Consider the following 13588-nt stretch of genomic DNA (forward strand, 5'->3'; position numbering starts at 1 on the left):
TGGACAGAGGAGTCGTAGTAAGACATAAGAACCGGGTTAGTAATTCATTAATTCATTAATTCATTAATTTAATGTGTTTCACCTTCACAATGCCGAAAGCTTAACCGAATATGATTATAGACCCAAAAAAATAGTGATTTTGTATATTGCGTAAATCGAAAAAAGCAACTTCAGCTAATAATGTGCGTATAATGAAATAAACGTAAGAAGCTGAGAATTATGAAGTTAAAATGAATTTTGATAGCAAAATTCATTTTATAAACCGATCGCATGTTACTATAAGGATTTTACAAAATTCGATTCGAGTCGCTCCGAAGTGCAAGTTATAGACGAACTAAACCATTTCGATCTATATGTTGTTCATTGGAATTTGCTTATTGGATTTTTGCAAAATCCTCTACTGTAAAAAAACGGTGGAAGGAGTATCAAGATGCTGGCTTTGTCCGATCCGGCCTGGACTCTGCTCCAAGGCCCCTACGGTTCCTCTCAATATGTCCCAGAAATGTTGAAACAGCTCCAAGCCGGATATGACGGCGAAATGGCTGACACCTTGTATTGGGAGGAACTGTATCACCAAAATACATTGTATACTTGTACATTTGCGGCTGTTCCTTACCTTGTAGACATTGCGTTAAAAAGTTCTGATACAGGGATTCGTGCAGATATCTATAACATTTGCGGAATATTCGAAGCGAAGAATAACAATCCCTTACATACCAAAGTTCCATTGGAATTTACAAGGGATCAGGTGAAAGTGGATTCTAGTGTGGCTGAATATATTTATGCGCAATATCGGTGTGCCATTGTCCGACTTGCAGAATTGACTGAAGAAATGGTGCTCTATGCGAAAGAACACGAAGGAGATGTAGGTAAACGCTATGTTCTGGCTGCGGGTGCCGCTTTTCAGGGTTATCGCAGCATAGCTTATATGCTACAAAGTTTCGATACAGGTGACGAATATACGCTGGATTGTCCGCATTGCGGTACCCCGCTCTATATTTGGCCTGATGAACAGAATGACACCCTGGTTGTCTATGATAAGGATCCTGTAAATTCAGACAATCTGGTTCCCCATCCGATCCGCCCCCGTTCATTGGACCATAAAGGTGCTAATATACAGTGGTTACACGAATATGCCCAAAAAATTGAAGAGAACAAGCTTCTTGCTCAATTACCCTATTTAATCGGTTGGCTAGATTGTCCAGTGTGTAATACGCCCATATATATATGGGATGAGTTGATGAAAATGGCTGATGGTGTTCGGAGGTATACCGCTTAATCAATCAAAAAAGGGTGCTGTTTTCTACAGCCCCCTCATTTCCTCTTCTACTTTTCCATCTAATCTCCGTATGCTTTGCTCAATTCTATTCCCGAAACGGATTCAAAAAAGTTTTAGGAATATCGGATTCAAAACGCAGCAATACTCCGGTGACGGGATGAATAAATGACAATACCCTCGCATGTAGGCCAAGGCGCCCAATCGACTTGGATTTGGAACCGTATTTTTTATCTCCAACAATTGGATGACCGATATCCTCCATATGTACGCGGATTTGATTTTTGCGTCCGGTTTCCAAACGTACTTCCAGCAAAGAAAAATGACGATTGGCTTGAAGCAGCTTGTAATGAGTGACTGCGTGCTGCCCGTCATTTGGATAAGGACTGGAATACATTTTTAGCGTCTTGCTTTCTTTCAGCCATGAGGTGATTGTACCCTCAGCTTTTTTAACCTGTCCTTCTACAAGAGCAATGTATGTTCGTTCATACACAACTTCCTTCCACGCTTTTTGCATTTCCTGCTGTATGGCTTCGCTTTTTGCAAACATCATCACTCCTGATGTATCCCGATCCAAACGATGCAGTACAAAAATACGATTGTACGGATGTTCGCGCCTCACATGGGCCGTAAGCTGGCGATAGGCTGTTACTTCCTGCTCCTGCGCTGAAGCCACGGACAGCAACCCGGCATCCTTATGGATAACGATAATGGCTTCATCCTCATGCAAGATACGTAGCCCAGTCAGTGGTACGACGGGAGTTACTTTTTCCTTGGAAAGCGCGACAGTCTGACCTTGCTCCAGTGGAAAATTGTGTACGGTACGTGGAATGCCGTTGACGGACACCTGCCCACGAGCCAGTGCTGATTTAATGGAGTTACGACCCATGCCAGTCACATGCTCTACTAAAAAGCTTAACAGCTCGGCAGGCTCCTGGACGATGTATGTTTTGGCAGGGGCTTTATCAAAAGCATTCGTTCTCCGTTGAGCTTCCGGTCTATGGGAGCCAGATCTTGCGGCAGGTTTATGACTGCGTTTGGAATGGCTTGCGTTTGACGTAGATTTTGTATGATTTTTCCGTTGGGGTTTCCGATTGTTCATGGGTTCTTTCTCCTTCTTGGAACCGTGTCTCTTCATAATTATGGACAAATTTGCGGCACCGTGTTCACTATATCATGAGAAAACAGCGAACGCCATAAGGGACTAAACCAGATTGGCAGTCTTCTAGCGGTTGAACATTACCCTGAACCCCGGTAAACTAAAGGTAACGAAAGAAAAGCCGATATGCGTCAAGGACGCTAGAAATATGAGGAGTTTTGAAACTATGAGTGTACAAGCACCAACACTGGAACGGGCGCAGGACTTGCTGCAAAAATTTTATGGCTATCCCGATTTCCGGGAGGGACAAAAGAAAATTGTGGCCAGTATGCTGGAGGGCAACGATACGTTGGGCATCATGCCGACAGGGGGCGGAAAATCGATATGCTACCAGATCCCCGCGTTGTTGCATGAGGGGCTGACCATTGTCGTGTCACCGCTCATCTCGCTGATGAAGGACCAGGTGGATGCGCTGACCACCATGGGGATTGCTGCTGCCTACATCAATAGTACGTTGAGTGGTCGAGAAGTGAATGATCGCATACGAGCCGCACGGAATGGTGACTTGAAGTTACTATATGTCGCACCGGAACGACTGGAATTGGACTGGTTTCGCGATGAAATGGCTCAGTTGCCGATTTCCTGCGTTGCGGTAGATGAGGCTCACTGCGTATCCCAGTGGGGCCATGATTTCCGTACCAGCTACCTGGCTGTGGCTCCATTCGTGGACGGGCTGTATGAACGCCCAATCGTGGCGGCGTTTACGGCAACCGCGACACCGCAGGTCATGGATGATATCGTGCGTCTGCTTCGTCTGCGCTCACCGGAGACGTTCGTTACAGGCCTTGGACGGCCCAATTTGGCGTTCAGTGTGCTGCGTGGGGAAGACAAACGCAGCTTTTTGCTGAATTATACCCGTGAGCATGAGGGTGAATCGGGCATTATTTATGCGGCGACACGTAAGGACGTGGACGATTTGTACCAACGGCTACGTGACGCAGGCATGGCGGCTGGACGCTATCATGCCGGGATGACAGATCAGGAACGTGCAGATAGCCAGGAAGGGTTTCTGTACGACGATATCCGTGTCATTGTAGCAACCAATGCCTTTGGCATGGGGATAGATAAATCGAACGTACGCTATGTCATTCACTACAACATGCCTAAAAATATGGAGGCTTACGTACAAGAGGCGGGACGCGCAGGACGTGATGGCGACCCGAGTCAATGTATTTTACTGTTCGGACCGCAAGATATTGTGACGCAGAAGTTTCTGATTGAGCAAAATCCACAGGATGAAGACCGCAAGCGCAACGACTACCGCAAACTCCAGCAGATGGTTGATTATTGCTACACGACTCGTTGCCTACGTACGGCACAGCTTGAGTATTTCGGAGAAGCGGAGGAGCATGAAGCTTGCGGCATATGCAGTTCATGTACAGATGAGCGGGAATTGGTTGATATGACCATAGATGCGCAGAAGATTTTTTCGTGCATTCATCGCATGCGGGAACGTTATGGGGTCTCGATGGTCGCTTCGGTGTTGAAAGGATCGCGTAACAAAAAAGTGCTGCAATATGGTTTTGACAGCCTGCCGACCTATGGCGTGATGGGCAACCGGACGGAAAAAGAAATTGCCGAAATTATCAATGTTCTTGTTTCGGAAGGCTATCTGATGTTGTCCGAGGGACAATATCCGGTTGTACGCTTGCAGCAGCTTGCGGCTGAGGTGCTGAAAGGCCAGCGAGAAGTCATGCAGCGTGTGGTGCGACATGCCACGGCTTTTGCAGGTGGAGCAGGTTCACGCGGACGACAGGGACGCGATGCATACCCGGCTGCAGTCAACGAAACCGTGTTCGAGCAATTGCGCCTGATTCGCCGTGATCTGGCCGCTCAGGAGCATGTACCGTCTTATATCATTTTCAATGATGCAACGCTGCGTGAGATGAGCGTAGCGAGCCCGCAATCCGAGGCAGACATGTTGCGGATCAAGGGTGTCGGCGAAGTAAAGTTCCGCAAGTACGGCAAGCCGTTTCTTGATTTTTTCCAAAATCAGGGGAGTATCGGGGGAACGGTAAGCGAGGACGAGATTTATGCAGACGATGTGTACGAGGATTTTGAATAGCTATACTAAGGTAAGGGGATATAACAGTTCATGCAAACTATAGAAGGTTGTGACCTATGAAAGTCATTTTATCAACGTTAAATGCAAAATATATTCATACCTCGCTGGCCATTCGATGCCTCAAAGCCTACAGTGAAAAGGACTTTGATATCGAGTTGGCGGAGTACACGATTAAGGACCCGGTGATGAACATCGTATCCGATTTGTTTCAACGCGGGGCAGATGTCATCGGCTTTTCTTGTTATATTTGGAACATTGAAGAGACGATCAAAGTCATTGATGTGTTGAAAAAGATTATGCCCGAGGTCAAAATTGTTCTGGGTGGTCCAGAGGTATCCTACGATACGGATCACTGGATGAAGCGCTTGGCGAATGTGGATTTTATCGTGGTTGGTGAAGGAGAGGAAACCTTCCATCAACTGCTGCAGGAGCTGGAAGGGGATGGCAAGTTCCATTTTGTGTATGGACTGGCTTACCGTAAGGGAGAAGAGGTTATTCAGATGCCCGGTCGCCCGAAAGCGGACTTGAACGAGCTACCGTCGCCCTATCGTTTTGCAGAGGATATACCGGAACTTGGGAAACGGGTTGTTTATTTTGAAACGAGCCGAGGCTGTCCGTTCAGTTGCCAGTTTTGTCTGTCGAGCATCGAAGTTGGGGTGCGCTATTACGATATCGAGCGTACAAAGTCGGATATTCTGTATCTGATCGACAATGGAGCCAACCTAATTAAGTTCGTGGATCGGACGTTTAATATTAAACGCGATTATGCGCTGGAAATGTTCAAATTTTTGATTGAAAATCACCGTGGTTGTGTCTTCCAGTTTGAGATTACGGCAGATATTATGCGTCCCGAGGTGTTGGATTATTTGGCGGAAAACGCGCCACCTGGCGTGTTTCGTTTTGAAATCGGCGTCCAATCAACGAATGATCCTACCAATGAGTTGGTTAAGCGTCGCCAGAACTTTACCAAACTTTCCCGTACTGTTACCAAGGTCAAACAAAGTGGTAAAATCGACCAGCATTTGGATTTGATCGCTGGGTTGCCCTTGGAGGACTACAACACATTCCGTAAAACGTTTAATGACGTTTTTGCGCTCGGCCCGGAAGAGCTTCAACTTGGCTTCCTCAAAATGCTGCGTGGCACCGGACTGCGTATCGACGCAGACAAGTATAACTATACGTATATGGATGTTGCGCCGTATGAAATGTTGAGCAATGACGTCCTTTCCTTTGCCGATATCGTCCGGCTCAAGCGCTTGGAAGATGTATTGGAAAAATACTGGAACTCTCATCGTATGGATCATACAGTTAACTATCTGATTGAGCGCGAATTCTCGTCCGCCTTTGATTTCTTTCAGGAATTCGGAGACTACTGGGAAGGACAGGGCTGGCAAAAAATCGGGCATCAGCTCGAAGACTTGTTCACGCGTCTCCAGTCCTTTCTAGAATCGCGTGGAACAAAGCGAATGGATATGGTGCTTGGACTGATGAAGCTTGATTATTTCCTTAACCATAAATACAAGCCGCGTAAAATTTGGTGGGAGCATACCTTGGAGAAGAATGATTGGTCCAGCTATATGAAAATGGTTCTCCAGCATCCGGATGCGCTGTTGTCACCTGTGGTTGCAGATTTTGTGGCAGATGCGAGCAAGGAGAGTACAGGTGGGACGGATGTAGGCAGTCAACAGCCGCAGCCATACCGCGAGATTATTCCAGCCTTTGCTTCCTTGAAGCTGAGTGAAAAGGAACTGCAAAAGCACGCTGTGCTGGATGTACTACCGTTCAGTCTGGATCATATCCTGAGCGGAGGAAGCCCATTCACAGCCGAAGGCCACACCCTGCTGCTTGTAGTCTATCAGCAAAATGGACAGCAAAAACCGCTCTACTACACCATGCCGATCGGCAAAAATATCGCCGCCATTTAAATAAAAACGCCAGAGGGCATCGACTTTGATATACCAAGAGTCGGTGTCTTTTTTTGTTTTATAAATAAATAGGCGCTCATTCCAAATTTTACATTCGCATAATCTATTGCTTTACGATGCTTTACAAAGCAGATATATGATTACTTTATCATATATGAATATCAAATTTATTGGAGTGTGACCTTGTGAAAAAGCGTTCGATGAAAAAGAGTATCCTTGCTTTAGGTGCCATTACCGTTTTGAGTGCGCCATTGTTATCTGCTAATATCCCTAACGCTTTTGCAGCCTCATCTAATACCAAGTCTACTACCGCACAGGTATCCAAAGGACTGAAAACTTCGTCAGCGAAAGTCGATGCTCCTAAGAATGTCATTCTTTTTATCGGCGATGGTATGGGAGAAGCAAGTCGCAACGCGATTCGCTTGGCGACGGTAGGGAAATCGGGATTACTTGAAATGGATAACATGCCTGTAACCGGCCTGGTTAGTACAAGTTCAGGGGATAACCTGGTTACGGATTCTGCCGCGGCTGCAACTGCCATTGCAACAGGTGTGAAAACGTATAACGGCGCAATCGGAATGGATTTGAATAAAAAACCAGTGACAACGATTATGGAGCTGGCCAAAAAAGCAGGCATGTCTACAGGTGTCGTGACGACAAGCCAAGTGACAGACGCAACCGGGGCCGCCTTTGGTGCGCATGTCGAAAAACGCTCCGCTCAAAGCGAGATTGCCAAGCAGTATCTGGAGAAAAGCAAGCTGGATGTTATTCTGGGCGGTGGTGAGGATTTTTGGTACCCTGCCGGAACAGTAGGCAAACATCCAGATGCTCCGGCAGAAGATCCTGAGGAAGCTAGTAAGGGAACTCAAGGGAATTTGGTAGAACAAGCGAAGAAGCTGGGTTATAGCTATGTGACGGATCAGGCAGGAATGAAAGCAGCCAAAGGTTCTAAGTTGCTAGGGCTGTTCGCCAATGAAGAGATGTTTCAAGCTCACAACAAGCTGGGTAACTCTTACAACCCAACGGTTTCTCTACCGGATATGACGGCTAAAGCGATTGATGTTCTTTCCAAAAACCAAAAAGGTTTTTTCCTGATGGTAGAAGAAGAAGGAACGGATGAGATGGCGCATGACAATGAAGGGGAGTTAACGATTAAGGCTGGGCAACAACTTGATAAGGCCGTTAAAGTAGCTAAAGAGTATGCCAAAGCGCATCCAGATACATTAGTGTTGGTGACGGCAGATCATGAAACGGGCGGTTTGGCGATTGAAGGTGAAGATGCGGAGGATGAATCCGGTGAAGGCATTTCCAAAGAGGATGGTCCTTTTACTGTAAAAGGCTCCGATGAGAAGTTTTATATCGACTGGACCACGGGTGGACATACATCTGTTGATGTGGCGTTAACCGCGATGGGACCTGGGTCTTCTCAGTTTAGCGGGAATTATCCGAATACTGCCATTCATGACAAGCTAGTAAAGTTGCTTCAATTAAAGAAGTAATATGGTGTGAAAGGAAAGCCGCCCCTTAAAAAGATTTGCCATATTGGCAATATGGTTTTTCCTGTGATAAACTAAAGCTAATAAGTATATACTGAAAAAGAGTAAGGATGCTGCCAACATCCTCACTCTTTTACAACAGCCGCTTATAAGGGCGGTGGCTGTAGGGTTGGATTAGTAAAATAGACCGCTAACCTTTTCTAGAGGGCGGTCTATTTCTTTTTGTTGAAGGAAAGAATCAAGATCACCAATGTCGCAAATTGAATCATCAACATCAATGTATCTTTAACCTCCACAGGCATCACCTCCTTTGCAGGAGACTAGCCGACCGCCCATCTAAGCCATTCTGTTGTTAGTTTATAGTATATCATATGGATAGTATTGCTAAAAAGGACAAAAATGAAAACGCCTGTTTCTAGGCGTTTTTTGTTTTTTCAAAAGATATATTTTTAAAGTTGAAAATTATTATGTAGTTCTTACCCAGTATAGGTGTTACGTAACTCATCTAAAATTTGCATAGCATCTTTGAATCCCTGTAAATATATTTGGTTCTCTAAAATAGATTGTAGAGAGATTTGGGCATCTTCATATAAAAACAGGGTATGTTCGAGATGCTCGGGAACGGATTCACGGATTTGTTGAAAATACTGGTTGCTTTCCGTGGAAAATTGGTTGTATTCCGGGATGGTTTTAGAAAGATTGCTATACAATGTTTCTAATCGGTTTCTGATTATGGGTTCAACTAATATTTCTAAAGAATTAGACATGATTTGCAAACCTCCGGAGGGAAAATATTTTAATGTGTAATGACAAAATATCATGTAAATATTGTATCATTGCATAGCGATTTGGTATACCGAAAGGTGACATCATAGTGACGTCAAATCAATAGGAAATTTCAATAAATATCGAATATTTTGTGAACATTCTTGATTTTACTTAAAATGATAAGCAAAAAAGAAAGTGATTGAGTTTACACAATTGTTTCTTTCGTTTTCTTCTATTTCTATAAAATGATCTTGGATGTTGATGATTTATGCGTGGATGAAGAATACCGAAAACGAGGGATCTCCCAACTATTATTGACCGCAGCTCAGCAACATGTACACTGACAGGATTCAAGGGAATTGGGTATCGATAGGAAAGAATAATATTTCAGTACAAGAGAGTATGAAGGAAATCAAAATATCAATGATGGGGGATTTTACCGTTATGAGCTGATCCTATAGCTCTGTCCTGTCATGTGAGGAAATAATAGTCTCTATAGGTTGAACTAAAAAAATGTACATGGAAAACGGAGTAGACGGAATGGTGCTGTACAAGCGAAGCGGTCGCTTTAAAAGCTTTCCGTAGGAAAGCTCACTTCGGAAGCATCACCTCCCCGGATTTCTACTGTTGAAGACTTTATTTCAGATATCCGGGGGCAGTGGCGATGGGAAGCACCATCCGTCTACGTATGTTCATAATATAAGCAAATTTAAAAGTTATCTTAGTGCCACTCGTGTTCTACCTTTACTCCTCTGTTGTTTTCTTCCCCCATACAAATTTCATTATAAGAAATATAATTGTCAGCATGATGAGAAGCAATACCATCTGCAAGCCATAACGATGGATTAGTTCTCCTACTGCTTGTACATGATCGCCAAAGGTACGTCCGAGTAGAAAGAAGATCAGCGTCCAGATCAAACCTGTTGAATAAGAGAAGAGGGCATAGCGTTTGAAACTCATTTTATTGATTCCGACAATATAAGGGATAATGTGACGGACGATCGGCAGCAAATAACTGATGCAAATAGTGAAATTTCCATACTTATGTATCAATTTTTCCGAAAACGTAATGTACCTGTCCATTTTTTTCTTCCGACGCAAACGTTCTAGAATCGGTGTGCCCACGGTTCTCCCCAATACATAACCTAAGGACAAGCCTGATACAACCCCAAGATATACAATTAAAAAAGCGGGTAACGGGTGAAGTATGCCCATGCCTGTTACAGCCCCGCCAGTCATCACGATGACTTCATCCGGGATGGGTAGACCCACAATCCCCAGCCATAGAGAAAAGAATAATGCGGCATAGCCGTATTGTTCGATGATGGAAATTAAATATTCCACGTCCATACCCGTACTCCTTTCTTAGGTTTTCTTTCGGCATACATACACGAATGCGGGTGGAACATTCATTGGCACAAACTTGATTTCTTCAATATCAAACCATTCACCTAGCTGTTGTTTCATCTGTTTAGAGTATTGAAAGGCCACAAACATTCCTCCATCCCTGAGCGATAAATGAATTTGTTCTACAATTTGATTCCGCATCGCTTGTGGAAAATTGAAAAATGGCAGCCCGCTGATTATGCAGTCAAGCTGTTCTATTTGGGCATTTTTCATAGCAAGCTGAAGCTCACGCGAGTCGGAATAGCACAGATAATTCGGGAATCTTCTTTTTAAACTCTGCTGCATGGTTTGGTCTTTCTCAAAGAGTAAAACCTTGGGTTGAAATTCAGCAGCAGACGGGATGTATTGGGTAATTGCCCCTGTTCCAGCACCAAGCTCGGCAACAGCATGAACTTCACTCCATGGAATGGATTCTATCATATTTTTAGCTAAAAATCTGGAACTTGGTGTTACACTACCCACGTATGCAGGCGAGTACAAAAATTTGACTAGGAACATAAGTCTCTCGTGAACCAAATGGCTAATACGGATCATACATCATTTCCCTACTTTCAATTTTTAAAATACGTTCATTTATTCTTTGCTAAGAGTAACAAATTATCCCTTTACTTACTCCTGTCTCAAGTAGGGTTGATCCCCCCGTCTTGCGGAGGGGATTTTCCTTGACTATGGTCTAGGGAATAATAAAAGGGTTACGGTATATGAGTTTGTATTTATTCAGTTATCATTCAGCATACCCTCAGGTTGCATTCAGTTTTGTTACCGATGAAAGGTAGGTGGGCAGCTTAAAACATTATGTACACTGAGAGGGGATCTACTTTGTCACTATCCATTAACAGGCATCTCATCACGACTTCCTATGATCAATCGAATACGGTGAAGTCAAATGAGAATGGACTAAATACCGCGGGTCATACCACACACAAGAAATCTAACGATTCACTCGAATTGAGCAAGGAATTCATGGAATACACGGGAGGAATGCAGGTTCCGCTTCCTACGGAAAACTACAGTAATGATTACAAGTACGACGACCAGGATACTATTACACTAACTACAGACCAACAGAAAACGCTGTTGTCTGATCTGCAAAGTTACCTGATGTCTTCCAGTGCTTCCTCTGATACAGATGATCACACCAGTAGCACGAAGAATCCGTTGGCTTCGGTTAGAGACTTATTAGCTGATGTGGATATTTCGACGGCAACAGATGAGGAAGTATCGGGTCTATTCGATAAGATAGCAGAAACGATCCAAAATAATCGTCCTGCATCGCCGCCTGAAGGTGACCCGTCCCATACTGAAATAGATAGCAGTGGTCTGCCTCCTATGATGCAGGCAATGGGTGGAATTATGCCTCCATTCGCATGGAATATCCAAGAGACTTCCAATCAAGTGGATAACAGCACTACATCTGAAAAAGAGCTCACAGTAGAAGTAGATGAAAAAAGGTCCTTGCTGAGTGATTTGCAGAGCGTTCTGAGTTCCAGTCTTATATCCGGGTCAACAGCTTCGGACAAAGATCAGGAAACAGATCTGCTTTCTGCATTAAAAGACGCGTGGGGAAATACAGATGAATCGAATGCCACAGATGAAGAAATATCGGCTTTATTCGATAAAATCGCTAAGATTTTTGAACAATCTGTATCATCGTCGTCATAGTCATTAGAGTGCAATGCCATAGCTTAGAACCGGTTAGCCCACACGTGTAAAACTCATACTTTTATAAAGGGGAAATCTCGTATGAACATTTCATCCACATCCAGCAGTTCAATATCTATTGCAAGCACTTCATCTTCATCCAGTACCAACGATACAGCTAGTCTGGAAAAGCAAAAAGCTCAACTTGAAGCGGAGTACAACAAGGTACAGCAAAGTAAGGATAATAAAGATACAAAAGAAACAAAAATGAAGCAGCTTCAGCAACAAATTAAACAGATTGAAGCTCAAATTGCACAGCAAAGTTCGCAATCCAGCAGTACGTCAACTCCAAAAATGGAAAAGCCCGCTCCAAGTAACACAGAAACAACTCGTATCAACAGCGCTAACAGCAGCGATATTACGGGAGTTGGGAAATCACTGGATATTTCAATTTAATCATCCCCTCTCTTCTCCTGTATGACAGACGATGTATAAACGATAGCAGGCTCTCCGTTTCATAGGGGCCTGCTTTTTTCGTTTACTAAATATTTTGCATGAATCCAGGGAGCGACTTTAATCAGCGATATTTAGATTAGAATAATTCTGTCCATCTAAATTGAATCATGTGACTAAACATAGAAAAGTATATACAATATATAACAGTAGGAAGATGAAAGTATTTTAACCCTATTATTTTCTATATTTAAATCAGTAAGTGCTAGTAATCATTTCAAATTGGAGGATTTATGCCATGACGCTGGAACCTCAGATGAATCGAAGTAGTAGAGATGAAGCGCGTTTAGTCAGAAACAAGTTGATTGAGTTTAATGCGAAACACGTCCCAGCAGATATTCGAGCCCGATACGAAGAGATTAATCTTACGCTCAAAGATGAAGACGGTCAGGTCATGGGCGGTCTCCTAAGTGTACTATGTTGGAACTGGGTGGAGGTTGATATTTTGTGGGTAGATCAGCGTTACAGAGGAAAGGGCTACGGTTCACAACTGCTTGGTGAAATTGAACAGATTGCTAGAGATAAAGGGTGTAATTTTATACAACTTAATACGTTTACTTTTCAAGCGCCTAAATTCTATGAAAAGCATGGGTATGAAGTCGTTGGTGTCATTGACGATGCTCCGAGAGGCTTTAAACACTATTATTATAAGAAAAGTATCTACTGAGGACTCTATATATGCGTGTACAGATCAAGGAAATAAATAAAGATCAGCATATCATCATTCGTAGTATGGGCGAGGAAAAAGTATACGGCTACTGGACATATTTTTGGCATGAACTGACTTCCGGATATGCGTATGTTGTCCCGTATGAACAAAGCTTGAATAAGATGATTCCCGGTTGTGTAATTTCGGTCGAGACTTCTCAATTCAGTATAGAGGGGTTCAGAAGGCTGAAGTCTACTGAAGAGACAGGGATTTTTCGACCTCAACCAAAGCTAGGCGACTATTGGATTCAAGGAACGATACATCAAGTGATACAGGGCGAAACAGGCGAGATAGAATGTCTGGAGATTGTAGTAGGAGACACTACGTTTATTTTGGATTCTGAAGAAATAAATGGTGATGTCAACGTTAAAGCGGGTGAAGGTGTCGCCTTTGAAATCATAGGTATGCAGTTGTTTGACGAGGGACTGTGATCGCTTCAGGTTACTCTGCAGGAAGCAGAGCTTCAAGAGATCGAGCGTATTTCGCCCAAAGGTTTCGCAGCAGGTTCTCTGATCTAGTCTATGGTTAGAGTTATTGCGCTCTACAAAATAACGAGTTAAAGTATGAGAAATGCCATATTTAACCACAGTTTGTCGGTGTGAAAGTAAAGCTAGATTATAGTGAATCGT

13 protein-coding genes are annotated in these 13588 nt (G+C 43.6%); 8 read left to right on the forward strand and 5 right to left on the reverse strand.

The genetic code is table 11. From position 1 onward, the window contains the following. Positions 1–430 precede the first annotated feature (430 nt). Positions 431–1279: a hypothetical protein gene (locus ACWGXJ_RS07175; protein ID WP_452566476.1), complete on the forward strand. Its 849-nt coding sequence runs from the start codon at positions 431–433 to the stop codon at positions 1277–1279. Between the two features lie 85 nt (positions 1280–1364). Here ACWGXJ_RS07175 and ACWGXJ_RS07180 read toward each other — a convergent pair whose 3' ends face one another. Further along, positions 1365–2378 carry an RluA family pseudouridine synthase gene (locus ACWGXJ_RS07180; RefSeq protein WP_452566477.1) on the reverse strand — a complete coding sequence of 338 codons (1014 nt, stop codon included), beginning with the start codon at positions 2376–2378 and terminating at the stop codon, positions 1365–1367. A 223-nt stretch (positions 2379–2601) separates the two neighbouring features. Between ACWGXJ_RS07180 and recQ the strand changes: the two genes are divergently transcribed. From recQ to ACWGXJ_RS07195, 3 genes are all read left to right on the forward strand, one after another. Next, positions 2602–4500 (forward strand): DNA helicase RecQ, encoded by a 1899-nt coding sequence (gene recQ / locus ACWGXJ_RS07185; RefSeq protein ID WP_165176242.1) that lies wholly within the window; start codon positions 2602–2604, stop codon positions 4498–4500. Positions 4501–4556: 56 nt separating this feature from the next. Continuing rightward, positions 4557–6425 carry a B12-binding domain-containing radical SAM protein gene (locus ACWGXJ_RS07190; RefSeq protein WP_254351416.1) on the forward strand — a complete coding sequence of 623 codons (1869 nt, stop codon included), beginning with the start codon at positions 4557–4559 and terminating at the stop codon, positions 6423–6425. A 185-nt stretch (positions 6426–6610) separates the two neighbouring features. Beyond that, a complete protein-coding gene (locus tag ACWGXJ_RS07195; protein WP_061829081.1) occupies positions 6611–7924 on the forward strand; it encodes an alkaline phosphatase in 1314 nt (437 codons plus the stop codon). 209 nt (positions 7925–8133) lie between these two features. Here the strand turns inward: ACWGXJ_RS07195 and ACWGXJ_RS07200 are convergent, their stop codons facing one another. From ACWGXJ_RS07200 to ACWGXJ_RS07215, 4 genes are all read right to left on the reverse strand, one after another. Further along, positions 8134–8223 carry a putative holin-like toxin gene (locus tag ACWGXJ_RS07200; protein WP_367988533.1) on the reverse strand — a complete coding sequence of 30 codons (90 nt, stop codon included), beginning with the start codon at positions 8221–8223 and terminating at the stop codon, positions 8134–8136. A gap of 174 nt (positions 8224–8397) precedes the next feature. Then, positions 8398–8688 (reverse strand): hypothetical protein, encoded by a 291-nt coding sequence (locus tag ACWGXJ_RS07205; RefSeq protein WP_235307835.1) that lies wholly within the window; start codon positions 8686–8688, stop codon positions 8398–8400. A 745-nt stretch (positions 8689–9433) separates the two neighbouring features. Beyond that, complete coding sequence (locus tag ACWGXJ_RS07210; RefSeq protein WP_452566478.1) at positions 9434–10039, reverse strand: DedA family protein; 606 nt, start codon at positions 10037–10039, stop codon at positions 9434–9436. Positions 10040–10054: 15 nt separating this feature from the next. Continuing rightward, the gene (locus tag ACWGXJ_RS07215) at positions 10055–10630 is read right to left on the reverse strand and encodes a class I SAM-dependent methyltransferase (protein ID WP_061829083.1); all 576 of its coding nucleotides are present in this window, start codon (positions 10628–10630) and stop codon (positions 10055–10057) included. Between the two features lie 285 nt (positions 10631–10915). Here ACWGXJ_RS07215 and ACWGXJ_RS07220 point away from each other — a divergent pair, with 285 nt between their 5' ends. The 4 genes from ACWGXJ_RS07220 to ACWGXJ_RS07235 all read left to right on the forward strand — a co-directional run bounded on the left by ACWGXJ_RS07220 (position 10916) and on the right by ACWGXJ_RS07235 (position 13390). Continuing rightward, on the forward strand, positions 10916–11758 hold the full coding sequence (locus tag ACWGXJ_RS07220; RefSeq protein ID WP_452566479.1) for a hypothetical protein: 843 nt from the start codon (positions 10916–10918) through the stop codon (positions 11756–11758). A gap of 81 nt (positions 11759–11839) precedes the next feature. After that, positions 11840–12193 (forward strand): FlxA-like family protein, encoded by a 354-nt coding sequence (locus ACWGXJ_RS07225; RefSeq protein ID WP_053324926.1) that lies wholly within the window; start codon positions 11840–11842, stop codon positions 12191–12193. 295 nt (positions 12194–12488) lie between these two features. Next, a complete protein-coding gene (locus ACWGXJ_RS07230; RefSeq protein ID WP_452566480.1) occupies positions 12489–12917 on the forward strand; it encodes a GNAT family N-acetyltransferase in 429 nt (142 codons plus the stop codon). 11 nt (positions 12918–12928) lie between these two features. Then, on the forward strand, positions 12929–13390 hold the full coding sequence (locus ACWGXJ_RS07235) for a hypothetical protein (RefSeq protein WP_250262001.1): 462 nt from the start codon (positions 12929–12931) through the stop codon (positions 13388–13390). The last annotated feature ends 198 nt before the right edge of the window (positions 13391–13588 follow it).

Source organism: Paenibacillus sp. S33, from assembly GCF_053615415.1.

Excerpts from the sequence above, each read along its gene's own strand:
- ACWGXJ_RS07175 (WP_452566476.1), top strand. The coding sequence starts at position 431 with ATGCTGGCTTTGTCCGATCCGGCCTGGACTCTGCTCCAAGGCCCCTAC.
- ACWGXJ_RS07180 (WP_452566477.1), bottom strand. The coding sequence starts at position 2,378 with ATGAACAATCGGAAACCCCAACGGAAAAATCATACAAAATCTACGTCA.
- recQ (WP_165176242.1), top strand. The coding sequence starts at position 2,602 with ATGAGTGTACAAGCACCAACACTGGAACGGGCGCAGGACTTGCTGCAA.
- ACWGXJ_RS07190 (WP_254351416.1), top strand. The coding sequence starts at position 4,557 with ATGAAAGTCATTTTATCAACGTTAAATGCAAAATATATTCATACCTCG.
- ACWGXJ_RS07200 (WP_367988533.1), bottom strand. The coding sequence starts at position 8,223 with ATGCCTGTGGAGGTTAAAGATACATTGATGTTGATGATTCAATTTGCG.
- ACWGXJ_RS07205 (WP_235307835.1), bottom strand. The coding sequence starts at position 8,688 with ATGTCTAATTCTTTAGAAATATTAGTTGAACCCATAATCAGAAACCGA.
- ACWGXJ_RS07210 (WP_452566478.1), bottom strand. The coding sequence starts at position 10,039 with ATGGACGTGGAATATTTAATTTCCATCATCGAACAATACGGCTATGCC.
- ACWGXJ_RS07215 (WP_061829083.1), bottom strand. The coding sequence starts at position 10,630 with ATGATCCGTATTAGCCATTTGGTTCACGAGAGACTTATGTTCCTAGTC.
- ACWGXJ_RS07225 (WP_053324926.1), top strand. The coding sequence starts at position 11,840 with ATGAACATTTCATCCACATCCAGCAGTTCAATATCTATTGCAAGCACT.
- ACWGXJ_RS07230 (WP_452566480.1), top strand. The coding sequence starts at position 12,489 with ATGACGCTGGAACCTCAGATGAATCGAAGTAGTAGAGATGAAGCGCGT.
- ACWGXJ_RS07235 (WP_250262001.1), top strand. The coding sequence starts at position 12,929 with ATGCGTGTACAGATCAAGGAAATAAATAAAGATCAGCATATCATCATT.